The organism is Candidatus Pelagibacter sp. Uisw_101 (assembly GCF_047727615.1).
Taxonomy (GTDB): Bacteria; Pseudomonadota; Alphaproteobacteria; order Pelagibacterales; family Pelagibacteraceae; genus Pelagibacter.
In genome coordinates, this window is sequence record NZ_CP159821.1 from 1,250,487 (window position 1) to 1,277,478 (window position 26,992).

32 protein-coding genes are annotated in these 26,992 nt (G+C 31.0%); 11 read left to right on the top strand and 21 right to left on the bottom strand.

Going from position 1 to position 26,992, the window contains the following annotated elements; all coding sequences use genetic code 11:
• The first annotated feature begins 1 nt into the window (after position 1).
• The 11 genes from metW (at position 2) to ABXT48_RS06735 (ending at position 7,932) form a co-directional block, all read left to right on the top strand.
• Positions 2 to 598, top strand: a complete 597-nt coding sequence (gene metW / locus ABXT48_RS06685; RefSeq protein WP_415286277.1) for a methionine biosynthesis protein MetW — start codon at positions 2 to 4, stop codon at positions 596 to 598.
• Positions 599 to 1,318 (top strand): hydroxyacylglutathione hydrolase, encoded by a 720-nt coding sequence (gene gloB / locus ABXT48_RS06690; RefSeq protein ID WP_415286278.1) that lies wholly within the window; start codon positions 599 to 601, stop codon positions 1,316 to 1,318.
• A gap of 65 nt (positions 1,319 to 1,383) precedes the next feature.
• Complete coding sequence (rplU, locus tag ABXT48_RS06695) at positions 1,384 to 1,800, top strand: 50S ribosomal protein L21 (protein WP_415286280.1); 417 nt, start codon at positions 1,384 to 1,386, stop codon at positions 1,798 to 1,800.
• A gap of 12 nt (positions 1,801 to 1,812) precedes the next feature.
• On the top strand, positions 1,813 to 2,067 hold the full coding sequence (gene rpmA / locus ABXT48_RS06700; protein ID WP_271525759.1) for a 50S ribosomal protein L27: 255 nt from the start codon (positions 1,813 to 1,815) through the stop codon (positions 2,065 to 2,067).
• Between the two features lie 29 nt (positions 2,068 to 2,096).
• The gene (gene cgtA / locus ABXT48_RS06705) at positions 2,097 to 3,080 is read left to right on the top strand and encodes an Obg family GTPase CgtA (protein ID WP_415286282.1); all 984 of its coding nucleotides are present in this window, start codon (positions 2,097 to 2,099) and stop codon (positions 3,078 to 3,080) included.
• Positions 3,070 to 4,176, top strand: a complete 1,107-nt coding sequence (proB, locus tag ABXT48_RS06710; RefSeq protein ID WP_415286284.1) for a glutamate 5-kinase — start codon at positions 3,070 to 3,072, stop codon at positions 4,174 to 4,176. Before cgtA ends, proB begins: the two co-directional genes overlap by 11 nt.
• A gap of 1 nt (position 4,177) precedes the next feature.
• Positions 4,178 to 5,428: a glutamate-5-semialdehyde dehydrogenase gene (locus ABXT48_RS06715; RefSeq protein ID WP_415286285.1), complete on the top strand. Its 1,251-nt coding sequence runs from the start codon at positions 4,178 to 4,180 to the stop codon at positions 5,426 to 5,428.
• Complete coding sequence (gene nadD, locus ABXT48_RS06720; protein WP_415286286.1) at positions 5,409 to 5,951, top strand: nicotinate (nicotinamide) nucleotide adenylyltransferase; 543 nt, start codon at positions 5,409 to 5,411, stop codon at positions 5,949 to 5,951. The genes ABXT48_RS06715 and nadD overlap by 20 nt, the downstream gene beginning before the upstream one ends.
• Before the next feature lie 17 nt (positions 5,952 to 5,968).
• Positions 5,969 to 6,319 (top strand): ribosome silencing factor, encoded by a 351-nt coding sequence (rsfS, locus tag ABXT48_RS06725; RefSeq protein WP_415294881.1) that lies wholly within the window; start codon positions 5,969 to 5,971, stop codon positions 6,317 to 6,319.
• The gene (locus ABXT48_RS06730) at positions 6,316 to 7,455 is read left to right on the top strand and encodes a S41 family peptidase (RefSeq protein ID WP_415302876.1); all 1,140 of its coding nucleotides are present in this window, start codon (positions 6,316 to 6,318) and stop codon (positions 7,453 to 7,455) included. The genes rsfS and ABXT48_RS06730 overlap by 4 nt, the downstream gene beginning before the upstream one ends.
• Positions 7,456 to 7,932 carry an RNA pyrophosphohydrolase gene (locus ABXT48_RS06735; RefSeq protein WP_415286289.1) on the top strand — a complete coding sequence of 159 codons (477 nt, stop codon included), beginning with the start codon at positions 7,456 to 7,458 and terminating at the stop codon, positions 7,930 to 7,932.
• Here ABXT48_RS06735 and atpC read toward each other — a convergent pair.
• The 21 genes from atpC to pilM all read right to left on the bottom strand — a co-directional run bounded on the left by atpC (position 7,925) and on the right by pilM (position 26,912).
• Positions 7,925 to 8,317: an ATP synthase F1 subunit epsilon gene (gene atpC / locus ABXT48_RS06740; RefSeq protein WP_415286290.1), complete on the bottom strand. Its 393-nt coding sequence runs from the start codon at positions 8,315 to 8,317 to the stop codon at positions 7,925 to 7,927. The two genes, ABXT48_RS06735 and atpC, sit on opposite strands and share 8 nt — an antisense overlap.
• Entirely contained in the window at positions 8,317 to 9,735 is a 1,419-nt protein-coding gene (gene atpD / locus ABXT48_RS06745; protein WP_415271708.1) for a F0F1 ATP synthase subunit beta, read from the bottom strand. Before atpD ends, atpC begins: the two co-directional genes overlap by 1 nt.
• Positions 9,736 to 9,737: 2 nt before the next feature.
• Positions 9,738 to 10,613 carry a F0F1 ATP synthase subunit gamma gene (locus ABXT48_RS06750; RefSeq protein WP_415286291.1) on the bottom strand — a complete coding sequence of 292 codons (876 nt, stop codon included), beginning with the start codon at positions 10,611 to 10,613 and terminating at the stop codon, positions 9,738 to 9,740.
• A 3-nt stretch (positions 10,614 to 10,616) separates the two neighbouring features.
• Complete coding sequence (gene atpA, locus ABXT48_RS06755; protein ID WP_271564825.1) at positions 10,617 to 12,152, bottom strand: F0F1 ATP synthase subunit alpha; 1,536 nt, start codon at positions 12,150 to 12,152, stop codon at positions 10,617 to 10,619.
• Positions 12,153 to 12,710: an ATP synthase F1 subunit delta gene (gene atpH, locus ABXT48_RS06760; RefSeq protein WP_415286292.1), complete on the bottom strand. Its 558-nt coding sequence runs from the start codon at positions 12,708 to 12,710 to the stop codon at positions 12,153 to 12,155.
• A gap of 110 nt (positions 12,711 to 12,820) precedes the next feature.
• Positions 12,821 to 14,776 carry a primosomal protein N' gene (priA, locus tag ABXT48_RS06765; protein WP_415286293.1) on the bottom strand — a complete coding sequence of 652 codons (1,956 nt, stop codon included), beginning with the start codon at positions 14,774 to 14,776 and terminating at the stop codon, positions 12,821 to 12,823.
• A gap of 235 nt (positions 14,777 to 15,011) precedes the next feature.
• Entirely contained in the window at positions 15,012 to 15,527 is a 516-nt protein-coding gene (locus tag ABXT48_RS06770; RefSeq protein WP_415302878.1) for a type IV pilin protein, read from the bottom strand.
• On the bottom strand, positions 15,527 to 16,039 hold the full coding sequence (locus tag ABXT48_RS06775) for a type IV pilin protein (protein ID WP_415302879.1): 513 nt from the start codon (positions 16,037 to 16,039) through the stop codon (positions 15,527 to 15,529). The genes ABXT48_RS06770 and ABXT48_RS06775 overlap by 1 nt, the downstream gene beginning before the upstream one ends.
• Complete coding sequence (locus ABXT48_RS06780; RefSeq protein WP_415302881.1) at positions 16,039 to 16,503, bottom strand: type IV pilin protein; 465 nt, start codon at positions 16,501 to 16,503, stop codon at positions 16,039 to 16,041. Before ABXT48_RS06780 ends, ABXT48_RS06775 begins: the two co-directional genes overlap by 1 nt.
• Complete coding sequence (locus ABXT48_RS06785) at positions 16,503 to 17,030, bottom strand: type IV pilin protein (protein WP_415302882.1); 528 nt, start codon at positions 17,028 to 17,030, stop codon at positions 16,503 to 16,505. The genes ABXT48_RS06780 and ABXT48_RS06785 overlap by 1 nt, the downstream gene beginning before the upstream one ends.
• Positions 16,996 to 17,550, bottom strand: a complete 555-nt coding sequence (locus ABXT48_RS06790; protein WP_415302884.1) for a type II secretion system protein — start codon at positions 17,548 to 17,550, stop codon at positions 16,996 to 16,998. The genes ABXT48_RS06785 and ABXT48_RS06790 overlap by 35 nt, the downstream gene beginning before the upstream one ends.
• Positions 17,547 to 17,720 (bottom strand): hypothetical protein, encoded by a 174-nt coding sequence (locus ABXT48_RS06795; protein ID WP_415302886.1) that lies wholly within the window; start codon positions 17,718 to 17,720, stop codon positions 17,547 to 17,549. Before ABXT48_RS06795 ends, ABXT48_RS06790 begins: the two co-directional genes overlap by 4 nt.
• A 4-nt stretch (positions 17,721 to 17,724) precedes the next feature.
• A complete protein-coding gene (locus ABXT48_RS06800; protein ID WP_415302888.1) occupies positions 17,725 to 18,318 on the bottom strand; it encodes a prepilin-type N-terminal cleavage/methylation domain-containing protein in 594 nt (197 codons plus the stop codon).
• Between the two features lie 3 nt (positions 18,319 to 18,321).
• Positions 18,322 to 18,708, bottom strand: a complete 387-nt coding sequence (locus tag ABXT48_RS06805; RefSeq protein ID WP_415286297.1) for a type IV pilin protein — start codon at positions 18,706 to 18,708, stop codon at positions 18,322 to 18,324.
• Positions 18,709 to 18,726: 18 nt separating this feature from the next.
• Complete coding sequence (locus tag ABXT48_RS06810) at positions 18,727 to 19,164, bottom strand: pilin (RefSeq protein ID WP_415286298.1); 438 nt, start codon at positions 19,162 to 19,164, stop codon at positions 18,727 to 18,729.
• Positions 19,165 to 19,244: 80 nt separating this feature from the next.
• A complete protein-coding gene (locus ABXT48_RS06815; RefSeq protein ID WP_415286299.1) occupies positions 19,245 to 20,477 on the bottom strand; it encodes a type II secretion system F family protein in 1,233 nt (410 codons plus the stop codon).
• On the bottom strand, positions 20,477 to 22,177 hold the full coding sequence (locus tag ABXT48_RS06820) for a GspE/PulE family protein (protein WP_415286300.1): 1,701 nt from the start codon (positions 22,175 to 22,177) through the stop codon (positions 20,477 to 20,479). Before ABXT48_RS06820 ends, ABXT48_RS06815 begins: the two co-directional genes overlap by 1 nt.
• 1 nt (position 22,178) lies before the next feature.
• Positions 22,179 to 23,732, bottom strand: a complete 1,554-nt coding sequence (gene pilQ / locus ABXT48_RS06825; protein WP_415286301.1) for a type IV pilus secretin PilQ — start codon at positions 23,730 to 23,732, stop codon at positions 22,179 to 22,181.
• Positions 23,733 to 23,735: 3 nt separating this feature from the next.
• The gene (locus tag ABXT48_RS06830) at positions 23,736 to 24,161 is read right to left on the bottom strand and encodes a hypothetical protein (RefSeq protein WP_415286302.1); all 426 of its coding nucleotides are present in this window, start codon (positions 24,159 to 24,161) and stop codon (positions 23,736 to 23,738) included.
• The gene (locus ABXT48_RS06835) at positions 24,148 to 24,843 is read right to left on the bottom strand and encodes a pilus assembly protein PilO (protein WP_415286303.1); all 696 of its coding nucleotides are present in this window, start codon (positions 24,841 to 24,843) and stop codon (positions 24,148 to 24,150) included. Before ABXT48_RS06835 ends, ABXT48_RS06830 begins: the two co-directional genes overlap by 14 nt.
• Positions 24,843 to 26,912, bottom strand: a complete 2,070-nt coding sequence (gene pilM / locus ABXT48_RS06840) for a pilus assembly protein PilM (RefSeq protein WP_415286304.1) — start codon at positions 26,910 to 26,912, stop codon at positions 24,843 to 24,845. The genes ABXT48_RS06835 and pilM overlap by 1 nt, the downstream gene beginning before the upstream one ends.
• Positions 26,913 to 26,992 lie beyond the last annotated feature (80 nt).

Here is a 26,992-nt window from a genome sequence, read left to right on the forward strand (position 1 = left end):
CATGAAACAAGAATTTAAAATAATCTCTGATCTAATTGAAAAAAATACTAGAGTTTTAGATGTGGGCTGTGGAGATGGTATATTAATGGAATATCTTAAGTATAATAAAGAAATAGACATAAGGGGAATAGAAATCTCCAAAGATAATGTTCAAAAATGTCTATCAAAAGGACTAACTGTTATTGAGGGTGATGCAGAAAAAGATCTATTACAATTTCCTGACAGCTCCTTTGATTTTGTTATTTTAAGTCAAACACTGCAAGCATTTTTAAATCCTGAAATAGTTATCAAAGAGCTATTGAGGGTTGGTAAAAAAGCTATTGTTACAATACCTAATTTTGGTTTTTGGAAAGTTAGGCTTCACCTATTAATTAAAGGAACAATGCCAATTACAAAAAATCTACCTGATGAGTGGTATAATACCCCTAACCTTCATATGTGTACCATAAAAGATTTTTATAATTTTTGTGAAAATAGAAGAATTAAATTAGATAAATCATCAGCTCTACATAACGAAAAAATATCTTCTATTAATAAACTTAATCTAAATATTAAAAATTTATCAGCAGAACTAGGTATTTTTTTAATTGAGAGTTAAATGGAAATTCAGATAATACCCTGCTTACAAGATAATTATTCTTATCTAATTATTGATAAAACTAAAAATACAGCATGTGTGATTGATCCCAGTGAAGCAAAGCCTATCATCAAATATTTGGAAGATAAAAATATACATTTAAAATATATATTAAATACACATCATCATTATGATCATGTGGGGGGTAATATAGAATTAAAAGAAAAATATGGAGCTAGTATTATTGGATATAAAGGAGACAAGGATAGAATCCCAGAAATAGATATACTGGTCAGTGATCAAGACATTTGGCACGAAGAAAATTTCCAGGCTAAAATATTTCACATACCTGGTCATACCCTTGGTCATATATGTTTTTATTTTTATAATGAAGAATCTGTTTTTACAGGAGACACCCTCTTTTCGCTTGGTTGTGGTAAGATTTTTGAAGGAACATACTCACAGATGTATAATTCATTAATGAAAATAAAAGCACTGCCAGAAAAAACAAGGATCTATTGTGGACATGAATATACTAAACAAAACTCTAAATTTTGTATTACTCATGACCAAGACAATGAAAACCTAAAAATTAAAATTAAAGATATAGACAAAAAATTAAATAATAACCTACCTACTATTCCATCCACTATTAAAGAGGAATTAGAGTGCAATATTTTTCTTAGATCTGATTCAGAAGAAACCTTTTCAAAATTGAGGGATTTAAAGGACAATTTCTAACTTATTCGGACTTGACTATAATAAGTCCCCGACTATATTGCTGATTATAAAAAATAGATTAAACAATGTCATACGCAATCATACAAACAGGTGGAAAACAGTACAAAGTAAAGGCTGGAGAAATACTTAAAATTGAAAGATTAGAGGATTCTAAAATTGAAACTAAGATAGAATTTAAAGAAATTTTAGCTTACGGAGATGACAAAAATATTGAAGTTGGATCACCGACGGTTGAGGGTGCAAAAGTTGAAGCAGATCTTGTTGAAAATGGAAAAAATAGAACAATATTGATTTTCAAAAAAAGACGAAGACAAAATTCTAGAAGAAAAAATGGTCATAGACAGCAATATTCATTAATAAGAATTAGTAAAATATTTTCTAAAGATGGTAAAATTTTATCTGAAGCGGAAAAAATGGTTAAACCAACAAAAAAAATTGAAAAGGTTGAAGCTAAAGTAGAAGCTGAAGCAGTTAATAAATAAATTAGGTAAATTATGGCTACAAAAAAAGCAGGTGGTTCATCGAGAAACGGACGAGATAGTGCTGGTCGTAGACTTGGCGTTAAGAAGTACGGTGGTGAAGTAGTTATTCCTGGAAACATAATTGTTAGACAAAGAGGAACTAAAATTTTCCCAGGTGAAAATGTGGGAATGGGAAAAGATCATTCAATTTTCTCTGTTGTTGAAGGAAAAGTAGTATTTAAAAAAGGTAGATTAGACAGAACATTCGTTTCCGTGAAACCTAATTAGTAGTACAACTAAAAACTAACAGTTGTAATATGAAGTTTCTAGATCAAGTAAAAATTTATGTAAAGGCCGGCAATGGTGGGCATGGTTCTCCTAGTTTTCGTAGAGAGAAATTTATTGAATACGGTGGACCTGACGGTGGTGATGGAGGTAAAGGTGGAACCATATTCCTAAGATCAGAAAGAAATTTAAATACCCTTATCGATTATAGATTTCAACAACACCATAAAGCAGGAAGAGGAATAAATGGTTCTGGACAAAATCGTACAGGTCATGGTGGAGAAGATTTATTTTTAAAGGTTCCAATAGGTACACAAGTTTTTGAAGAAGATAATAAAACTTTAATTTATGATTTTAAAAAAGAAGGTGAAGAATTTATTGTAGCTAATGGTGGTAAAGGTGGCCTTGGAAACACTAGATTTAAAAGTTCCACTAATAGAGCACCAAAAAAATTTACCAAAGGTGCAATCGGTGAAGAATATATAATTTGGCTTCAACTAAAAACTATTGCCGATGTTGGTATTGTTGGATTGCCTAACGCAGGTAAATCAAGTTTACTGGCTGCCATTACAAATGCCATGCCTAAAATTGCAAACTATAAATTTACAACACTAAATCCAAATCTTGGTGTTGCAAGTTATGATGATAAAGAAATAACTCTAGCTGATATCCCTGGATTAGTTGAAGGTGCGCATGAAGGTGTGGGTCTTGGTATTCAATTTTTAAAACACATAGAAAGATGTAAAACTTTAATGCATTTAATAGATATTACTGATGAAGACCTTGAAAATACCTATAAACAAGTTCGAAATGAGCTAGGGAGTTACAGTAAAGATTTACTAGAAAAAAAAGAAATAATTGTATTAAATAAGACAGATTTATTAGAGGAAGAAGAAGTGAAAGAAATTTTAAAGAATTTTTCTAAAAATAAAGATTCTGAAGTGGTTACACTCTCAACATTAGAAAAAGGCTCAATATCTAAAATTAAAGCTAAATTACTCTCCTATGTATCTTAAAGATTCTAAAATAATTGTAATTAAGATTGGCTCATCTTTATTAATAGATGACAAAAAAAAAGTAAGAAAAAAATGGCTCACTGAATTTGCTAAAGATATTCAGGAACTAATAAAACAGAATAAAAAAATTATTATTGTAAGCTCAGGGGCAATAGCAATGGGTTGCAAAAAACTAAATATTAGCAAAAAAAACCTTAAGATTGATAAAAGTCAGGCTGTTGCATCTATTGGGCAAATTGAACTAATGAATTTATTCTCAGAAATATTTGTTAAATTGAAAATTAATATTTCTCAAATTCTTCTCACTTTGGAAGACACAGAACAAAGAAGAAGAGCCCTTAATGCAAAAAGAACTTTTGATAACTTATTTAAACTAGGCTTTGTACCAATAGTTAATGAAAATGATACTATTGCTACTTCAGAGATTAAGTATGGTGACAATGACAGATTAGCATCTCGTGTTGCACAAATATCAGGTGCAGACTCACTTATATTACTTTCTGATGTAGATGGTCTTTATACGCACAATCCAAAAATATATAAAAATGCAAAATTAATTAAAGAAATTAAAAATATAGATAAAGATATAGAAAAAATAGCCACTAAAAGTATTAGTGAGCATGGCACGGGTGGTATGAAGACTAAAATAGATGCTGCAAAAATCTGTCAATTATCAGGATGCCAGATGGTAATAGCAAATGGATTATTAAGTCGACCCATTAAAAAAATAACTGAAGAGAATAATTGCACATGGTTTTTACCCAAAGTTTCAAAATTGGCTGCTAGAAAAAAATGGATTATTAGCTCTATTTCACCTAAGGGCGCACTTATTATTGATGACGGTGCAAAACAGGCACTTTCAAATGGTAAAAGCTTATTAGCAGCAGGAATAAAAAAAGTATCTGGCCGTTTTAGTAAAGGTGACCACATCAAAGTTTTAGATAAAAATAATTACGAATGCGCAAGAGGACTTAGCTCTTTTTCATCGAATGAAATAGAAAAAATTATGGGTCACCACTCAAAAGAGATAGAAAAATTACTAGGGTATATTTCTAAATCAGAAGTAATTCATAAAGATGATATAGTAGAGGTATAAAATGAGTAAATATATGAGATTAATAGGTCAAAATGCAAGAAAAGCATCGCTTGATAAAATTAATTCAAAAACTAAAAATAAAATTTTAAAAAGATATGCCTTCTTATTAGGTCAAGAAAAACAGTCTGTACTTAAAGCTAACCAAAAAGACATTCTATTTGCTCTTGGCAAAGGCTTAAAAAGCAATCTAATAGAAAGATTAACTATCGATGAAAAAAAATTAATAGGTATAAAAAATTCTATAGATAAAATTGCTAACTTAAAAAATCCTGTTGATACTACTTTAGAAAAATGGCGCAGACCAAATGGTTTAACAATTAGCAGAGTATCTATACCTATTGGTGTTATAGGTGTTATTTATGAAAGTAGACCTAACGTAACATCTGATGTTGCAAGCTTATGCTTCAAATCTGGAAATGCTGTAATTTTAAAAGGTGGCTCTGAGGCCATAAATACTAATAAAATTTTAGCAAAACTATTTAGAAAATCGCTTAGAGAAAATAAAGTGAACGAAAACTTTATTCAATTTATAGATTCTAAAGACAGAAAAATGGTCGACTTTATGCTTTCAAAAATGAAAGATTATATTGATGTAATAATACCTCGTGGTGGAAAAAATTTAGTAAAAAGAGTTCAGCAATTTTCAAGTGTCCCTATTATCGGTCACTTGGAAGGCCTTTGTCATACTTTTATTGATAAGGATGCTAATCTAAAGATGGCTACAGACATTATCTATAATGCCAAGCTAAGAAACACTAGTATTTGTGGGGCTACGGAAACAATTCTAATACATGAAAGAATTATTAAGAAATTCTGTAACCCGATTTTAAAAAAGTTAGAAGAAAATAATTGCAAGATCTATGGAGACCGTTTTTTAAAAAAATATTACAAGGGGAAAATTTATCCAGCAAAAGAAAAAGATTGGTCTACTGAATATTTATCAGCAGCAGTTTCTGTAAAAACAGTCAAAGATTGTGAAGATGCCATTAATCATATTAACAAATATGGAACTATGCACACTGACTCTATCGTTACTAAAAATAAAAAAACTGCAAATAAATTTTTAAAAAATGTTAAAAGTTCTATAGCAATGCATAATACATCTACTCAATTTGCTGATGGTGGTGAATTCGGTTTTGGTGGTGAGGTTGGCATTTCGACAAACACTTTGCCCCCAAGAGGACCTGTTGGATTAGGACAGCTCGTTTCATACAAATACGAAATTATTAGTAATGGTAAAACTAGAAAATAACTTAAAACAAAAAAAGACAAAAATTGGAATCTTGGGAGGAACTTTTGATCCTGCCCACAAAGGCCATTTAGAAATTTCTAAACAGGCAAAAAAAATATTAGAATTAAAAAATATTATATGGGCAATTACCAAACAAAACCCATTTAAGAATACAAGTAAAACAGATCTAAAAAATAGAATAAAATTTGCAAAAAATTTTATTGGTAAAAATGATTTTATTAAAGTTAAGTTTTATGAAGAAAAAGTTCTTTCCAATAAAATAATCGACCTCATCAATTATCTAGATAAAGATAAAAAATTTGAGATTTATTTCATTATGGGCGCTGATAATCTAATCAATTTTCATAAATGGCATAAATGGAAATCTATTATAAAAAAATGCAACCTTCTCGTATTTGATCGACAGGGATATAAAGCTAAATCACTAAAGTCTGTTACCTTTAATGGTGTAAATAAAAAAAAACTATCTTTTATTAATTTTAAAAAGGTTAATATTTCATCTTCTCAATTAAGAAAAATTTGATAAGGTTAAATGTATTAATGGAAAAAAACGTAGACCTTAAAAATTTAATCCTAAAAACCCTAGATTCTAATAAAGCCCTAGATATTATTTCAATAGATCTTAAGAATAAAAGTTCAATGGCTGACTATATGATTATAGCAAGTGGAACTTCTTCTAGGCATATTCAGGCTTTATCTGAAATGGTATTAGAAAAATTAAAGGGTAATGGAGTAAAAAATTCTAAGATTGAAGGAAAAGAAAGTGCGGACTGGAAATTAGTTGATGGTATAGACTTAATTGTTCACATATTTCATCCAGATAAAAGAAAATTTTATGAATTAGAAAAAATATGGTCACAAGTTATTCCTAAAGAAAAAGTGATGATATGATTTTGACTAAAAGATTTTTTATTTTTTTTATAATACTATTATTTATTTTTCAAAAAAGTTTTTCTGAAAATACTGATATATATAAAAAAATTGATTTGTTTGGTGAGGTGCTTGAAAAAATTAGCAAAGAATACGTTGATGAAGTAGATCAATCAAAAAGTATGGATTCAGCCATAAATGGTTTATTGCAATCACTAGATCCCTATTCAGCATATATGACACCTGAAAGTTTTGAAGGCATGCAAACTGAAACCAGCGGAGAGTTTGGTGGGCTTGGTATTGAAGTTGGCATGGAAGCAGGTGTTGTGAAAGTGATATCACCAATAGATAATACTCCAGCATCAAAAGCAGGCTTAAAAGCTGGTGATTATATTGTAAAGATTAATAATACTCAGGTTCAAGGAAAATCATTAATGGAAGCAGTAGACTTAATGAGGGGACCTGTTGGATCAAGTATTGAAATAACAGTTAGAAGAAGGGGTGTAAAAAAAGCATTAGTTTTTAATATAACGAGAGAGGTTATTCAGGTTCAATCTGTAAAATCTGAACTTATAGATAATAATATTGGTTATATAAGATTAACTTCCTTTAATGAAAATAGTAGCAAACAAATTAAAGAGAAGATTAATAAATTAAATAAAAATAAAGATCTAAAGGGATATATCTTAGATTTAAGAAATAACCCTGGTGGCTTGCTTTCTCAGGCAATTAAAATTTCAGACCTTTTTTTAGAAAATGGTGAGATCGTATCGACAAGAAGTCGACAAGCCTCAGAAAATCGAAAATGGTTTGCTAAAAAAGGTGATCTAACGAATGGTAAAACACTAATTATACTTATTAACTATGGATCTGCATCGGCATCAGAAATTGTAGCTGGAGCATTAAAAGATCATAAAAGAGCTATTATACTTGGTGAAAATAGTTATGGAAAAGGTTCTGTACAGTCAATAATCCCTTTAAAAAATAGAGGTGCTATTAGATTAACAATTGCAAAATATTATCTCCCTTCAGGAAAGTCTATTTCTGAAGTAGGTGTAACACCTGATATAGAAGTTGCAGAAGGTTCAGATGATTTTAAATTTAATTCTGAAACTGATAATCAATTAAATTTTGCAATAAAATTACTCAACGGATAAATGTTGGACAATAAAGTAAATTTACCTCTTAGAAGTGGAGTTGGAATTGTTGTCCTAAACAAAGATAACAAAGTTTTTGTTGCAAAAAGAATTGATAATCAAAAAAATTTCTGGCAGATGCCCCAAGGTGGTGTTGATAAGGATGAGGACTATTTAACTGCTGCTTACAGAGAACTAGAAGAAGAAACTAGTATAAAAAATGTTGAACTAATTAAAGAGTGTGATGGATTAATCTCTTATGAATTACCAAAAAACTTATTAGGTATAATTTGGAAAGGTAAGTATAGGGGTCAGAAACAAAAGTGGTTTATAATGAGATTTTTAGGGCAAGATAACGAGATTGATATTAAGACTAAACATCCTGAATTTTGTGAATGGAAATGGATTGATCTTGAAAATATAACTGACCTAGTTGTAGACTTTAAGCTACATGTTTACAAAGATGTTAAAGAAAAAGTAAAAGAAATTCTTAATTAAGAGTTTTTAACACATCAATTTTTTGATCAACTAAGTATTTGTTTTGATCTGTAATGTCACTATTTTTTGAACTTTCTTCTGCTTGAGCAAGTAGTTCACTAATCTTATCTTTATCAATATCTTTAATATTAAAAATAGAACTCGTCAGAACTGATAAATTATTATTCTTAAATTCAACAATTCCATCCTCAACGTAATAATTGTCTTCTCCTGATTTAGAAAAGATTTTAATAATCCCTGGCTTTAAAAATGAAATAATTGAGATATGGTCCTTTAAAATCCCCATTTCTCCCTCAAAAGCAGGCACAACAACTTCTGTTACATCTTCTTTTAAAAGAAAAGATTTTTCTGGGTTTACGATTTCTATTTTGAACTCTTCACTCATTATGCAGCAGCATCTTTCGCCATTTTTTCTGCTTTTTCTATAGCTTCTTCAATTGTACCCACCATATAAAATGCAGCTTCTGGTAAATGATCATACTCACCATTACATATTGCAGCAAAACCTTTAATTGTAGATTCTAAATCTACTAATTTTCCTGGAGAACCAGTAAAGACTTCAGCAACAAAGAAAGGTTGTGATAAGAATCTTTGAATTCTTCTAGCTCTAGCTACTGTTAATTTATCTTCTTCAGATAATTCATCCATTCCTAAAATCGCAATAATATCTTGTAGTGATTTATAAGTTTGAAGAATTTTTTGCACTTCTCTGGCAACTCTGTAATGCTCATCTCCAACTATTCTAGGATCTAAAATTCTAGAAGTAGAATCTAGGGGATCTACTGCTGGATAAATTCCAATTTCAGCTATTTGTCTAGACAATACAGTTGTTGCATCTAAGTGAGCAAAAGATGTAGCAGGTGCCGGGTCAGTTAAGTCATCTGCTGGTACATAAATCGCTTGTACAGATGTAATAGAACCTTTGTTAGTAGTTGTAATTCTTTCTTGAAGGTTACCCATGTCTGTTGCAAGTGTAGGCTGATATCCAACAGCTGAAGGAATTCTTCCTAATAGTGCAGAAACTTCTGAACCTGCTTGAGTAAATCTAAAAATGTTATCAACGAAGAATAATACATCTTGTCCTTCTTGGTCTCTAAAATATTCAGCTACAGTTAGACCTGTTAAGGCAACTCTTGCTCTAGCCCCTGGGGGTTCATTCATTTGACCATACACTAGTGCTGCTTTTGATCCTGGACCTTCTGGCTTAATAACTCCTGAATCTATCATTTCGTGATAAAGGTCATTTCCTTCTCTAGTTCTTTCTCCAACACCAGCAAACACAGAAAATCCACCATGAGCTTTTGCTACGTTGTTAATTAATTCCATAATAAGTACTGTCTTACCAACACCCGCACCTCCAAATAAACCAATTTTTCCTCCTTTGGCATACGGTGCTAATAGATCAACTACTTTAATTCCTGTAACTAGAATTTCTGTCTCTGTTGATTGATCACTAAATTCAGGTGCAGCTCTGTGAATTGGCCATTTCTCTTTTGTTTTAACTTCACCTTTTTCATCAATAGGTTCACCTATTACATTTATAATTCTTCCTAAAGTTTCTGGACCAACTGGAACTTGAATGGGAGCACCTGTTGCTGTTACTTCGTCTCCTCTTTTTAATCCTTCAGTGGCATCCATTGCAATTGTTCTAACACTTGATTCACCAAGGTGCTGAGCAACTTCTAAAACTAATCTGTTGTCTCCATTTTTACATTCTAATGCTGATAAAATTTCTGGTAATTCTCCATCAAATTTTACGTCTACTACTGCTCCAATGATCTGTGTGATTTTTCCTTTGCTCATAATTATAAACTTTCCGCTCCTGATATGATTTCAATTAGTTCTTTTGTAATAGCTGCTTGACGACTTCTATTATACTCAATAGTAAGCTTGTCAACCATTTCACCTGCGTTTCGAGTTGCGCTATCCATTGCACTCATTCTGGAACCCTGTTCGCTAGCTGAATTTTCTAACATCGCTTTAAAAATCTGAGTAGATATATTTTTAGGCAATAAATTGCTTAAAATTTCATCTTCATCTGGTTCAAATTCATAATTATCCTCAGAAGAATTCTCTTCTGCTTCAGATGTTTTTAAAGGAATTATTTGTTGTTCTTGAGGTATTTGAGTGATTACATTTTTAAATTTATTATAAAAAATTGTACACACGTCAAATTCTTCTTTTTCAAAGTTTTCAATTATCATTTTTCCTACTTTTTCAGCATCTAGATAATTGATAGTTTTTGAATCTTTAAAAGATATTCTCTCTACAATATCATTTTTATAAACTCTTTTTAATTGATCATATCCCTTAGATCCAACAGTTATAATCTTTAAAGTTTTTCCCTCATCGGATATTTTTTTAAAATATGCTTTGGCTTTTTTAATAATATTTGTATTAAAACCACCACATAGACCACGATCAGACGTTAACACAATACATAAATGTACCTTATCTTCACCTGTTCCAGAAAGGAGTTTAGGTGCATTTTCCTTATCAGAAATACCACTAGATAAATTAAGAATAATGTTATTCATTTTTTCAGAATAAGGTCTTCCCTTTTCAGCATTTTCTTGTGCTCTTCTAAGTTTAGCAGCCGCAACCATTTTCATAGCTTTGGTAATTTTTTGTGTAGACTTTACACTCGCTATTCTTTTTTTTAAGTCGTCTAGTGTTGCCATATTTTAAGAATTAAAGTTCTTCTTAAGTTCCATGATAGTTTCAACTAATGATTTTTCAGTATCCTCTTCAAGCTTACCTGAGCTTAAAACAGATTCTAAAATTTCTGGTTTTTCAGATTTACATTTTTCAATAATCTTAGATTCGAACTCAGCAATATCTTTAAGCTCTACGTCATCCAAATAACCCTTAACTCCACAGAAAACTGAAATTACTTGCTCAGCAACTGTCATAGGAGAATATTGTTTTTGTTTTAGAAGTTCAGTTAGTTTTGAACCTCTATTTAAAAGTTTTTGTGTTGATGCATCTAAATCAGATCCAAATTGTGCAAAGGCAGCCATTTCTCTATATTGAGCAAGCTCCAGCTTCATTGAACCAGAAACTTTTTTCATTGCTTTTGTTTGTGCTGCAGATCCAACTCTAGAAACTGATAGACCTACGTTAATCGCTGGTCTAATTCCTTGGTTAAATAATTCTGTTTCAAGAAATATTTGACCATCTGTAATTGATATAACGTTAGTAGGAATAAAAGCAGATACGTCTCCACCTTGCGTTTCAATTATTGGAAGAGCAGTTAATGAACCTCCACCATGCTCATCACTAAGCTTGGCTGCTCTCTCAAGTAATCTGCTGTGTAAATAAAATACATCTCCCGGATAAGCTTCTCTTCCTGGAGGTCTTCTTAATAAAAGTGACATTTGTCTATAAGCTACAGCCTGTTTAGATAAATCATCATAAATGATCAATGCATGCATACCATTATCTCTATAGTATTCACCCATAGTACAGCCTGTATATGGTGCTAAAAACTGAAGTGGCGCTGCGTCTGAAGCAGTAGCAGCTACAATTGTTGTATATTCCATTGCACCAGCTTCTTCTAAAGTTTTTTGAATTTGTCTAACTGTAGATCTTTTTTGACCTATAGCGACATAGATACAATAAAGTTTTTGCTTCTCATCACCAGATTCATTTATTTTTTTTTGGTTAATGATCGCATCGATAGCAACTGCAGTTTTTCCAGTTTGTCTATCACCAATAATTAATTCACGCTGTCCTCTTCCAACTGGAACTAGACTGTCAATTGATTTTAAGCCTGTTTGCATTGGTTCACTAACAGATTGTCTTGGAATAATTCCAGGAGCTTTTACTTCAACTCTACTTCTTTTAGTTGCTTTATCTAAAGCACCTTTACCGTCGATTGGATTTCCTAATCCATCAACAACTCTTCCTAATAATTCTTTTCCAACAGGTGCATCAACAATACTTCCTGTTCTTTTAACAACATCACCTTCTTTAATTTTTCTGTCATCTCCAAAAATTACAACTCCAACATTTTCACTTTCTAAGTTTAGGGCCATTCCTTTTGATCCATCGGAAAATTCTACCATCTCTCCAGCTTGAACATTGTCTAATCCATATACTCTAGCAATACCGTCTCCTACTGACAAAACTTGACCAACCTCAGTCACTTCTGCTTTATCGCCAAATTTTTTAATTTGTTCTTTTAATATCTTTGTTACTTCTGATGGGTTTATATCCATTTATGCCTCTATCATCCTATTTTCGATTTGTTGTAATTTATTTTTAATGGAAGTGTCCACCATTGTGCTTCCGACTTGCACAATCAAACCCCCAATTAAACTTGAATCGTGTTTGTAGTTTAATTTTATTTTTGAACTAAAGTTTTTAGTCAATTCTTCTTTTATGTTGTTAATCTCATTTTCAGTAAGATCTTTTGCAGAAGTTAATTCTGCTTTTAATTCACCTCTTTTGACTGAACATGTCTCAACAAAGCTTTTTAGAATTTTATCCACGTAAAAGAATCTTCTTTTAGATATTAAGAAACTTAAAAATTTTGTTAATAATTCATTTAATTTATATTGTTCTGAAATTTTGCTTAGAGCATTCAATTGGTCTTCTTTGTTATTTGTTGGATCCTTAATTAAAGATTTAAAATCTTCACTTGAAGCAATTAAATTAATAATTGAAGCAGAATGAACCTCGATCTCACTTAAATTATTAGCTTCTATTGCTAATTCATAAAGTGCCAGGGAATATCTGCCTGCTGATGTTTCAGAAAAACCTTTATTTTTGCTCAATTTATTGTTCCTTATAAATATTTGAAGATTTATTAAATTTCCGTTTTAATTAACATATGACCCTATTCTCTTCAAGTCACACATTGTCTAAAAGTGTTATTTTTTGACTGTTAATTGAAGTTTATTGGATCAACATCAACTGTTAGTTTCATTCCAGTAGGAAATTTGAATTTTTCAATGATTTTGGCTAGTGAATTCTGTACTTTTAGAGATTTTCTACCTCTGATCAAAAGTCTTACTCTGAACTTTCTTTTTAATCTAAATATAGGTGCATTCACAGGGCCAAGAACTCTACCTTCGACAGCACTTTCTATAAAAACTTTAAACTTATAAGCCTCTTTTTCAAGTTCTCTTTCATTGCTGCCAGTAATTATTAAAGCAATAAATCTCTGAAACGGTGGAAGATTATTTTCCCTTCTAATTTCAAGTTCTTTATCTAAAAAAATATCAGGATCTTTATTTGTAATGTCTGTTATCATTTTGGTATCTAAATTATAAGTTTGAAAATAAACAGTTGCTGGCTTTCCTGTTCTTCCTGCTCTACCTGAAAGTTGGTGATATAATTGTAAATTCTTTTCTGCGCCTCGTAAGTCATGACCTTGTGATGATAAGTCGATATCAACAACAACAATACAATTTAAACTTGGAAAGTGGAATCCTTTAGAAATTAATTGAGTTCCAATTAAAATTTGAATTTTATTATCTATAATTTTTTCCAGAACATCTGCTGAACTTTTTTTATTCATTGTATCACTAGAAAATATAGTTGTTTCCTTGGTGGGGAAAATTTTTTTTACTTCTTCAGATATCCTTTCAACTCCAGGCCCACTAAAAATAAAATCACATTTTCCTTCTTTCGAGCAGTCCCTATTTAGTAAAGCTTTGTATCCACAGTAGTGACATAATAAATTTTGTTTGTTTTTGTGATAAACCAAATTTATCGAACAATTTGGACATGAATAACTAGTAAAACATTTTTTACATAATACATGGGGTGAAAATCCTCTTCTATTTAAAAAAAATAATACTTGATCTTTTTTTTCAAGATGAAATTTTACTTTCTCAATTGTTTCTTTTGATATCCAGGATTGAGATTCTAACTTTGAATTATTAAGATTAATTATTTCATATTTTGGTAAAGATGCATTTAAATATCTTTGATCAAGTTTTGATAAACTATATTTGCCTTTTTTAATATTGTCATAAGTTTCAATAGAGGGGACGGCTGTTATTAAATTGATTGGAATATTTTCAAAGGATGCTCTAGAAATTGCCATGTCTCTCGCATTGTAAGTTACTCCCTCATCTTGTTTATAAGATTGATCATGTTCTTCATCAACAATGATTAATCCTAGTTTTTTAAAAGGTAAAAACAATGAGGATCGAGCACCAATTACAACTTTAATTTTATCATTTGCTATTCCACTCCAAATAATTTCTTTATTTTTTTTTGTAATACCTGAGTGCCACACAGCAGGCTTGAATCCAAAAAATTCTATAAATTTATTTTGAAATTGTCCTGTTAATCCAATTTCTGGCAATAGAATTAACCCCTGAAAACCCTTATTAATTATCTCTTTTAAAGCCTCAAAATAAACCATCGTCTTACCAGACCCTGTAGTGCCTTGTAAAACATGAACCCTAAATTTTTGATTTAATACATTCATTTTTTTTAATGAATCTTTTTGCTCTTTAGAAAGTTTTATTTCATTTTCTTTGATGTCAATTTTGAATGGCTCATAAGCTTCAATTGGTAACTTTTCTATGGCACCACTACTTAATAATAACAATTTTAATGCCATACCTTTAGGGGTCATATTGTATTCAGAAAACCAATTTAAGAATTTAATTGTATTTTTCTTTAGTGATGGAACATCTAATTTTCTTAAAACTTTTTTAATTGCAAAATTTTTGTTTGTTTTTTTTTCAAAATTATCCCATACAACTCCAGTAACTTCTGACTTTCCAAAAGGTACTACTACATAGTCTCCAACCTTTAAATTTAAATCTGAATTATAGGTAAATGGATGATTAAAAATATTTGGTATAAGAATCGGTACTTTCATATCTTTATAATATGAAAATACTCTAAGAGTGTATTGTTCTTTTTTGAACCGCTCTACTTCTATTGATAAACATAACTTCTAAACGCACTGTTTACTTTTTACTTTCTGTACCAAGAATAGAACCTAAATTATAAAACTAATTCACTATTTAGTTAACAATCCCAATACATTTTTAACATTATTTTAACTTTACTTATTGTTCAAGTCTATTCTATTAGGGTGAAGGCTTTGCGGTTTACTTGCTGCACCATTGACTCCAACTATCTAATAAAAAAATACTATTTTCATGATCTTTATGAGTCTTTACCCATAATACCATTTTTTTATAACCTCCCTTACCACCAGAATTTCTACAGTCTGTTTCATCAAGTCTTAACCTACCATTCACAGTATCACCTCCACTGCCTGTTCTAATAATTGAAGCTGCACTATTATCATATGGATTTTTAAATCCCATTTTTAAAAAATGATTCATGAATGTTTCAGCTATTTTGATTACAGTTGTTTGATTGTTAATTGCATCACAATCAATAATATTTCCAGCACTTATTTTAATACTACCCCCCTGAGTTCCACAAAGAGCAAAGGTATGATCTATAAACTTTGAGGCCATTTTGTAATTTTGTAATGTTGCGGCTCTTTTTGCACTCTTAGTATACCCATTATAAGCAACGACACCTACAGCAGCAAGAATACCGATGATGGCTACAACAACTAAGAGTTCTATTAGGGTGAAGGCTTTGGTTTTCATTAATTTCTTGGATCAACTATTGTTTTAGTAAGATAATTATTTGGGTCTCCATCCCAATTTACTTCAACATAAAAACATGGATCATTATTTGGACAACTTACACCAGGTGAAGGGTTGCTACTATTCCATCCTGTAATCTGCATCTCTCCGATTTTTAGAGAAACTCCTCCCATCCAAATCTCTGGTTTTCCAGTATATGGATTTCTAAATCCTGAACCTCTCAAGTGTTCACCAAATTTATAACTAATTACTCCTGCCTCCAAAGTGCAACTAATTAATTTTTCTTCACCAGTCCTGTGTAATAATTTGAGATGTGTTAAAGATGAATCAATAGTACATCTTGTTAATTCATGAGTTATTAGACTTATGATAGACTTAAAGTTATTTTTTGAAACAGCTTTCTTCGCACTTGAGGTATACCCATTATAAGCAACTACCCCTACCGCAGCCAGGATACCGATGATGGCTACAACGACTAGGAGTTCTATTAGGGTGAAGGCTTTTTTGCTCATTATCTATCTGATCTATAAAATGTATTTTTTATCCTAGTGTTTTGTTTCCATTCTATTTCAACTAAAATATCATCACCAGTTACTTTAAGACATACTGAGCCCAGAGCTGAACCAGAACAATCGAATTGATTCATTTTAATACCACTCCAATAACCTTTTGCGTCCCCGTAAGGATTATTCATACCATTTACTCGAAAATACTCAGCGAAACTACCTGCAACATCATTAACTGACCCTCCACAAATATCTCCGATACCAACATTAAGATCAAGTTTTTCTCCCATTTCACATTTCATAAACGAAGTTTGAATAAATTTAAAAACAGTTTTTTGATTATCTTTTGCTACATTGGCTTTAGCAGCACCTGTATACCCATTATAAGCAACCACCCCTACTGCAGCAAGAATACCAATGATGGCTACAACGACTAAAAGCTCTATTAGAGTGAAGGCTTTACGGTTCATTATAATTTAACTGAGTTGTTTAAAACATTTCCATCTTTAACTTTTGTATCAATAATCAAAGAACTACCTGAAGATATAATTTGTGTTTCACCTAACTTTCCATTTCCAGCACTACCACCATTTGCAATTGCTTCCTGACATGTTCCGCTACTGTGTTTTAATCCGTGGGGATTACACCATGCTGGTGAATTAAAATGATAAGCAAAGGCTGATTGCATTTTAGAGACATTGCCTGCAAGAACATAAGGGCACATATCACTTGTATAAGTTAGTTTACCACTATTAAGATCATACGAGTATTTTAATATTAGCTCCTGTCCTATTTCGCATTTCATAATGCTATTTGCTATAAATTTTACAACAGTTGTATGGTTTGCTTTTGATGAAGAAACTTTAGCAGCACCCGTATACCCATTATAAGCAACCACTCCTACTGCAGCGAGGATACCAATGATGGCTACTACAACTAGGAGTTCTATTAGAGTGAAGGCTTTACGGTCCTGCACTTTTCCACTTATTTTTTGCATTAGTATTAACTTGTGTCCAAGTATTTTTACAACCAGTGCTTACTTGTGTCCAAGTATTTTTAGCATTAGTTTTAATTGGCGTCCAAATAGTTCCTATATTTGTTGAGGTAATTTTTTGAGTTTTAGGGGAATACATATTAAGAGAATAATTACCTTTTGAAGGTGTTGTTATTGACACCGTACCAAGAGTACAAGGATTTGAGCTGATTGCTGATGATTTAGTAGAATAAGGATTTCTCATATTCATACCTGTATTAATAAAACTACCAATCAATGATGTAGCTGGCGCATTACTATTACTACAACTATGACTACTAAAAACTATATTTGCACTATCAAGTTCACATTTCATAAATTCAATCATGAGTGATTTATTTATGTTTCTAAAATTTATTTCAGTAGTCTTTTCTTTAGCACTTTTAGTATACCCATTGTAAGCAACCACTCCTACCGCAGCAAGGATACCGATGATGGCTACTACGACTAAAAGTTCTATTAGGGTGAAACCATTTTTTTTCATAGATTATTAATAAATATTAAAACTTTTGATGTAATTTTTATAAAAAGATACATAACAATAATTGAGCCTACAACTGCCAACCAAATATTAATTTTATAAAGAAATAAAATTGCCCACAATGCTACTCCAAAAGCGATGTTGTAATAAATAAATTTAAATAATTTAGGCATATTTCTATGGCCAGGTAATTTCGTCTATTAAATAACTTCCTACTGAATTAGTAAAATTTCCACCTGAACAATCTGATCCTAAATAAGTGGCTATTTCCATTTTAGCACCTTTTTCTCTTATGTTTGTTATGCCTGCTCGTTCTGGATAGTTTGGTTTTCTAAAATTTTGCCATTGATCTTCTCTTATAAATCCTCCGGTATGGTTTGGTGTATTAAACTCGGCCCGAGAGTGAGTAACAAACCAGCCACTTGATCGTCCAGCATTTTCTCCACTACGAAATTTACAATTCCAGCTTCTCACACACTTATTTCCATCCTGACGGATCTGTGTCATCCCACTATTTCTCTTAAGAGCTCTAATTCCATTAGAATTAGTCATACAAGGCGCAGTTATATTCATGTTTGTATATCCATTCAAACTGCAAAACCCATAAGTTTCTTTTGCAAGACTTACTACTTTTTTGTGTTGTTCTTTATGCCCACCACACTCTGCTACCTTAACAAATTTATTATATGCGAGTAAGGCTATTACAGCTAATATAACAATAATAGCTATGACCACTAATAATTCTATTAATGTAAAACCTTTTTTTTTCATATTCTAACAACTGCTTTTAGTTAATTTTTTTTTCTCACTTAATGTTAGTTGACATCCAGAGGAACTGTTTCTAGCTACTATACTTAAAGTATCGTTATTAGCGTTACCACTTATTGTAAAATTATATTTTTGTTCTGATAAATCATCAACACCATCAAATAAATTGGTAACTATGTTTGAAACTGAACTATTATAATAATAAGAACCATTATTGGATTTATATTCTTGTTCAGCTAAATAAATTGTATTTAAACTAATTTCTGCTTTTTTCATTTCAGCTGAAGCTTTGTATCCACTATAAGAAACAACTCCTACCGCTGAAAGAATTCCAATAATAGCAATCACAACCAAGAGCTCTATTAAAGTAAACCCTTGGTTGTGATGCCTCATTTAAAAATATTATTTATGTTAGTCGACTTGTATTGTTGCTTCTTGTTTGTCGGCTGTAGCACAACCAGTTTTATTACAAGATCTAACAACAACATTTGTTCCATTTGTTGATAAGCTAATTTGACCAACTACATATCCTGAAGCACTTTTTATAGCTGCATTGGCAGTTGAGTATGGATTTTTATCTTTTAATTGACTTACAGCTCCAGTAACAGCTTTAGATGCTGTTGCAGGACACGACTGACCACCAACAAATGTTGTTTCTCCTAAACTACATTTCTGAGCTTCTGCTGAGATATACTTAACTGTTTGTGCGTGTATTGTTTTTGTTGCAGAAACTTTTGCTGCTCCTGTGTAGCCGTTATAAGCAACTACACCTACTGCTGCTAAAATTCCTATGATCGCAACTACAACTAATAATTCAATTAGTGTAAAACCTTTATTAAATTTTTTCATAATTTTTTCCCCCCTGTTAAGATCTACAAAAAGTATAGCTTGTATAAAAATTAAAAAAATTACCGAATTTTGGTAGTAATTTATCCAATAATGGCACCTACATTGAAAATTGGCGCATACATTGCTAGCATTAAACCACCAATAGTAATTCCCATAAATACAATCATTATAGGCTCAATTAAACTTGCAAGGTTAGCAACTGCTACATCAAACTCTTCTTCATAGTATATTGCAATAGAGCCAAACATTTCATCCAAGCTACCCGTTTGTTCACCCACTGATATTAATTGACTAAAAGTTGTTGGAAATATTTTTTCTTTATTAAATAAGTCTGTTAAGCTTTCACCTGAAAAAACTCCTTTTTTAATATTTTCTAAAGCCTCTACTACAATTACATTATCCGTAACTGATTTTGCAATATCTATACTTTCAATTAAATCTACACCTGCTTGGTTAAGGTTTCCTAAAACTAAAGATACTTTTGCTAAAATTGATTTTTGAATTAAATTTCCAAAAATAGGAAGTTTCATTACAACACGATGCCAATTTTTTCTGACTTCATAATTTTTTTTAATCAAGAATTTAAAACCAACTACAAAAGAGATTATAAAGACAAGAAGAAAAAATCCACCTGATGAACGGACAAATTCACTCATGGACATAATCACAGCTGTTGGTGTTGGTAAATCATCTGCCATACCCATACCCTCATACATATTTACAAAAGTTGGCACTACATTCATTAACATAAAAACTGTAACTAATATTGCAACTGAAAATAAAACACCTGGGTAGAATAAAGCACTTTTAATTTGTGATTTAATCTTTTCTCTTTTCTCTAAATTAATCACTATTTTCTGTAAAAAAGTATCAAGCTTACCACTAGCTTCTCCTGCTTTAATTAAATTAACAACCACTGTATCAAAAATTTTTGTATGTTTTTCAAAACATTTTGATAATGCATTTCCAGATTCTAAATCTTTTTTAATAGTTTCAATAATTTTCTTCATAGGAGGTCTTGATGTTTGTGCTGCTAGCATTTCTAAAGTATTCAATACTGGCAATCCTGCTCTAAGCATAGTTGCAAACTGTTTACAGAAAATTAAAATTTCTTGTGGCTTTATTCCCGTACCAAAACTAAAAGAAGTTTTTTCTTTTTTAGTAACAACTTTCTTTTTTTTAGCTTCTTTTAATCTTGTAATGATAACTTTTTGTTCTTTGAGTTTGTGTGCTGCTTCTGCATTATTTAAAGCTTCAATTTCACCCTCAACATATTTACCAAGAGATATTCCTTTATATTCAAAATTTAACATTAGCTAGATTGTAGAACTCTTTCGTATTCTGCAAAAGAAAGGTCGCCACTTAACAACATGTCTTGTCCCATATCTTGCATAGTTCTAAAACCATTTTTTTTTGCTATGGCGTTTAATTCATTTTGTTGAAGGTTAGATAAAATTCCAGCCTTTAACTCACTTTCAATTTCTAAAATTTCATAAATTCCCATTCTTCCTTTGTAACCAGAACCACTACATTCATCACAGCCACCGCCCTTATAAATTTTAGCTCTTGCTGATTGTTCTGGTAAAAAACCTATAGAATTTAATAACTTTGGCGTGATGTTTTCATCAATAATACGGCAATCTAAACATGTTTTTCGCGCTAAACGTTGAGCCATAATCAATGTTAATGCTGCAGATATTAGGTAGTTTGGAGTTCCCATATTCAATAAACGTGTAATAGAACTTGGGGCATCATTTGTGTGAAGGGTGCTAAATACTAAGTGACCTGTTAAGGCTGCCTTTAATGCAATATCAACTGTTGCTTTATCTCTAATCTCTCCAACTAAAATTACCTCTGGGTCTTGACGTAAAAAAGATCTTAAAGCCTCTTCAAAAGTATACCCAATGGATTCTTTTATTTGAACTTGCCCTATTCCTTCCATTTCATATTCAACTGGGTCTTCAGCAGTTAAGATATTCATCCCTGGTTTATTAATATGCTTTAAAACACTATATAAAGTGGTTGTCTTACCACTACCCGTTGGTCCAGTAACTAACACCATTCCCTGAGGTGAGCTAACGGCTTTAATCAATTTTTTTAAATCTTTCTCTTCAAAACCAAGTTCGCTTAAAGCTTTATCACCCGCATCTTTATTTAAGATACGCATTACAACACGTTCTTTATTTTTGGTTGGTAAAAGTGAAACCCTTAAATCAATTTCTTTTGTCTCAGATTTAAATGTTGAGGCACCATCTTGGGGAACTCTTCTCTCGGCAATATCAAGCTTACTAATTATTTTAACCCTTGCAATAACTGCATCATAATTTTCATGCAAAAACTTTGAATACTTATCCATTACTTTTAAGATGCCATCTACTCTAAATCTTGTTTGTGCACTGTCTCTAAAGCATTCAATGTGAATATCACTAGCACCTAGATTGATAGCTTCAGTAATTAACTTATTTCCAAAATTTATTACTTCTGATCCAACTTCAACAATTTCATCTATATCTTTTTCAAGTTTTTCTACTTTTACGTTTTTGTCAGATATTTTTTGTACAGTATTTTTATTCAATCTTTCAACAAAATTACTGATATCACTTATAGATGCCGCATATAGTTCTGGCTCCAATTGTGTCATTGTTTTTAAATTTTTCATTAATCCCAATTTTGATGCATCTGCTATAGCTATTTTTAAAATGCCATTCCCCATTTCAAAAGGCACTAACAAATTGTCTTGAATGTACCTTGCATCAATAATTTTTTTGATCTTAGGATCTATTACAGTTTTTTTTAAATCTATAATTGGTAAAGAGTAACTTGATGACAGAAGTTTTAATATTTTGTCTTCATCTGCAAAATTTAATTCAAAAGCAGTTTCTAATTTTGATTTTCCTATTTCACCACTTGTTGAATTAATTTTAGATATTTGCTCAGAGGAAATAATGGAACCCTCCATTAACATATTTAAAATGTTTTGTTCACTTGTAGAATCTAGTTTGATTTTACCCATCTTAATCAATTACCCTTGGGGCTATAAAGATTAGTAATTCTACCAACTCGTCACTATTATTTTTACTTTTAAATAGATTGCCAATTACAGGTACTTTGCTAACTCCTGGCGTTTTACTATTCACATTACTAGTTGTGTTCTTTTTAATGCCACCAATTACTACAATATCTCCATCACTTACTAAAAGTTTTGTGACAATTGAATTGGTTTTAATTCCTGGCTCATCTGAGCCTGCAACTTCTACAGGGGAGTCGTTATTAACCTTTATATCTAATAAGACATTTCCATCTCCAATAATACTTGGTGTAACCGTTAATGATAATGCGGCCTCTTTAAATGCAGTGGTAGTTGTTCCATCAGCTGTTGTTTGGTAGGCAATTTGTGTTCCTTGAGTGATAGTTGCTTCCTGGTTATTTAATGTAAACACACTTGGTTGAGAAAGCGTTTTACTTAATCCTAACGACTCCAATGCTTCAATCTCAATTTTTAATGCTCTTGCTCCAATTTGTCTAAGTATTCCAATTCCACTCGTACCCGAAATACCTTGGTTTGAGATAGTTCCTGCTGCAGCTCCCAAAGTTATTCCAGCAGAAGTTGTTGCAGCATTTCCTCCACTTGTTATTCCAGAAATAGTAGTGGTACCTTTACTACCTCTTTCACTCACACTCATTGCACCTACTCTTGCTCCTAATGCTTTAGCGAAAGTTGATGATGCATCAATTATAAATGCTTCAATTAAAACTTGTTTGGTCTTTACATCTATCTCTCTAATAACTGCATCAATAGTATCAAGATCTGGTTCATGTCCTCTAACAATTATTGATCTAGTGGTATCTTCAACTGTAATTGAAAGGTTAGACATCGTATTTGCTCCTTCTGCACCTTGCGTTGCAAATAAAGCTTCTAGTGTAGTTTTTGCTTGTGTTGGACTAATATAATATAATCTAAATATCTCAGCTAAAATTGGTTCAACTGATTCTTCAAGTGCTATTTTTTTCTTTAACACTTCTGCTCTAGCAGATTTTGCTGTTTCTTGTGCCGTTAGTTTTTCTGGTGTATGAACTCTTATTATACCATTAACTACATCGACATCAGCAACTAACGTCTTCATATCTAATAAAGTTTGAAAAGCAATATCCCAACCTACATTTTCGATTTTAGCATTTACCGTACCATTTACTTCATCTCCAACTAAAATATTTATATCTGCAATATCAGCCATTAATGACATCACATATTTAAAATCTAAACCTTGAAAATTAATATTAATCATTTGTTTAAGGTTAGTGTATTCATCTGAAATATTGACGTAATTTTTAACATTTTCAGTTGTTATTGTTTTACGTTTATCTGCTCTTGGTATGCTTGTATCGTATGGCTTAGGACCATCTTTAATTTTCTTGTCCATTTCTGCACGACCACCAACAATAATTTTAGCTGTATCGATTAAAGGTTTATCTCCATGAACTGATGTTGGTTTTTTTGTTGTAGTTGCACAAGATTGCAATAAAACAATAAATAATAGTGATAATAAAATTCTAAAATATTTTTTCATTTCTTATCCTTCACTTGGTTTAATTATGTTGTTCATATAAACTTCAAATTTGTTATTTTCTTCATCTTGGACGATGACAACATCATTAAAAATTTCTATTATTATCGTTGTTGTATTTGCAATTTCTTGATCCTCTTCATATTTGTATGCACCCCCATCAGGTGATGAAAAAACTGCAATTTTTTTATTTTTACCCAGAATTGTTCCCACTAACCTCATATTATTTAAGAAACCACTGTTTGTGCTTACTGAATCGCCTGTTTCCACAACTTGATTTGTAGAGCCTAACCCTCCTGCAAAAGGATCTATTGCTGGTAACTCTTCATCATCTATAGCGCTTACCTCTGCTGCTTTTAAGTTTATAAGTTGAAATTGACACAGCAATAATGTCATTAGAAAAATTAATAATTTTTTATTATTTGTATTCACTTGGTAACCCCACTATTGAAATTGTTCCTTTTGATAAAATCTGCCCTTGTATTTCTGCAATGATAGTAATTTCTTCTTTGTCAAAATTAATAACTTTTTGTGATTTAGATAATGCTCTTCTAAATTTGAGGTAACTTAAAAAATTTCCTTGGATTTCGTAGTCAACTGGAATTGTATAATACAATTCTTTTTGTCCTTCTGAATTTTCAGTGGTGTTTGTGTTTTGATCTGAATTATTTTCAGTTGTTTGTCCTGTATTTTGAGCTTGCGGGTCTCTAGCAACTGCTTTTGGTTCACCTTTTTTTAGGTTAGTAATTGATAGACCGTTGATTAGTGCAAATTTACTAATGTTTTGATAAAGATCTTCGACCTCTTTTTTACTGTGAAATAATTTACTATTTTTTTCATACTCAGGCTCTAAGTTTTTAACCGCACTTTTTAGTGTTGTAATATTATTTCTAAATTCCTCTATCTTAATTTTATTTTCACTCATTATATTAATTTGCTCTACTTGCACCTGAACAATTGGAGAGACAAAAGCATAATAGCCAATTAAAAAAATTAGTATTGCAACAAATCCACCACCAAATTTTATTAATATTTTTTTATCTGAAAAACCACCACGCTTTAGTTTTTTAATTATATCGTTTAAATCTATGTTTTTTAAATTTGCTAGATCCATTAAATTATTTTTAATTTACAATTGATTGTAAATCCCTTTTTGTTATTGTTTCCAGAACTTGTCTCTCCTGTTTGATTTTTCATAGCAGCTAAAGATGCTTGCTCAATTAAAGATTTAGAATTTAGATTAGAAATAAAATTTAAAATATCTTGATCTGAGAAAGCCACCCCTTCAATAATTAAACTAGCATTTCCATCAAAAGTCATTTTGGTAAACTGAACTCTTTGTGGAACACTTCTAGTCACTTGTGCTAGTGATCTGTAAGACCGTGCTTGGTTTGAATTAACTAATTTTCCAAGATCTAAAGCTTGTTGCATTTTTCTTCTTTCTTTAGCAAGAAGAGAAAAATCTTTATTCAATTTATCAAATTCTAATTGTACTTGATCAAATTCTAATAATTTTTCTTTATTATTGTTAATTTGGAAAAATGAAAAAACGGTTAAGATTAAATAAATACCAGCAACAGCACCCACTGCTCCTTTAAGCGCAAAACCAGATAAAAACTTTAATTTATTTTGCTGACGTACAGCATCTCTATTCGGTAGTAAATTTATATTTTTAACAGCTGTTACAAATTTGTAATAACCAAACACATCTAGTTTCCGATAAGCTAAACCAAGAACTGATGCTAAAGGTGATTTATTATCATTATTGAATTTTTCACTATTATAAGAGGGTATTCCAACATTTTGCAAAGGGTCAAAGTTTATAAAACCAGTAGTTGGTAAATTTTTCTTAAATGCAGGTAACAAAAATGAAATATTTTTTAAACTTGAAACTACCTGAATTGATGTAATTTTATTTTCATATTTGCTTTCATAATCTGTAATTGCTTGCTTAACTTGCATTGCGTATCTTCGAACAACAGCATCAGCTTCTGTTGGAATTTGATCACTTATCACTTCTAATAGATGTTGCTTTTCTTGAGGTCTTAAAAAAATATCCGTGATGACTGGAATATTATTATGAATAATCATAATATAATTTTCATCTATGCCAAGCTCTAATATTGCAGAATTTCCTTTATCGGTAATTGATTTATATTTTGTATTGTCATGTGCATTTTTTAAAGTGAAACAACGAACGTCCATAATAACAGGATTGAGACCAGCTTTTTTTGCAATAGCGGAATAAGCATTTACATCTGCCAACTTTGAAGCAACAAATAAAATTTCCATCGTATTATTTTTAGAATTTCTATTAATAATTTGATGAAAAATTGAATAGTCATTTAAATTATCAGTTAGTTGTACTAAATTATCCCACAATGAATCTGTCTCAATTGCTTTTTGCAACTCATCATCAGACATCAGTGGGCTAGTAACCACTCTAATAATTGCACTCGTAACTGGAATGGATAGTGCAACATTTTTTGTAGTAATTTTTGCATTAGCCATAGCTAATTCAATTTCTTCAGACAAATAATCTTTATGTTCTAATAAATTGTCACTTATTTTCTCTTGATCTAATGATCGATAAGAAAACTTATCTAATATCCATTTTTCCTCTTTATCTTGAGAAACTTGTGCAACTCTTATAGCTTCCCTCGTCATATCTAGGCCTGCTATCTCTTCTCCATCAATACTTAATTTTTTGACTTTTGATTGAAAGAAATTTTTAAAAACTGCTTTAAGTTTATTTTCTTTATTTTTTTTAGAAGGCTCACCAGGTGTTGCTATTTCATCTTTTGATTTAGAAAATTTTATATTTTTTAACTTATCTAGCATGCTTAGTTTCAAACCTTCTTTAGGTTTTTCCTCGACAGTTTCTTTTTCAGTTGATATTGCTTCTTGTGGTTGCTCTAAATTAATTTCTGAAGTATTTTCTGGTTGATCCATAGTCTGTTCACTATTATTTTCTTCAACCTTATCTTCTAATTGTAATTCATCGAACCATTTCTCTAAAATAGGAATTGCTTCTTCTAAATTTGTTGTTCCAGATGAGCTTACTTTTTGTTTTCCATTAATAAATGTTCTTCCAACATAATTATGTGACTTTAGTTCGCCTTTATATTTATCTTGGCGTACATAAATATGTAATCTTCCATTTTTTTTATGAATTGTTTCCATGAAGTCTAATTTTTACAAATTTTCACTCAATTAATGAAAACTCTAACACAAAACACCCCTTCTAAAACTACCGAAGAACA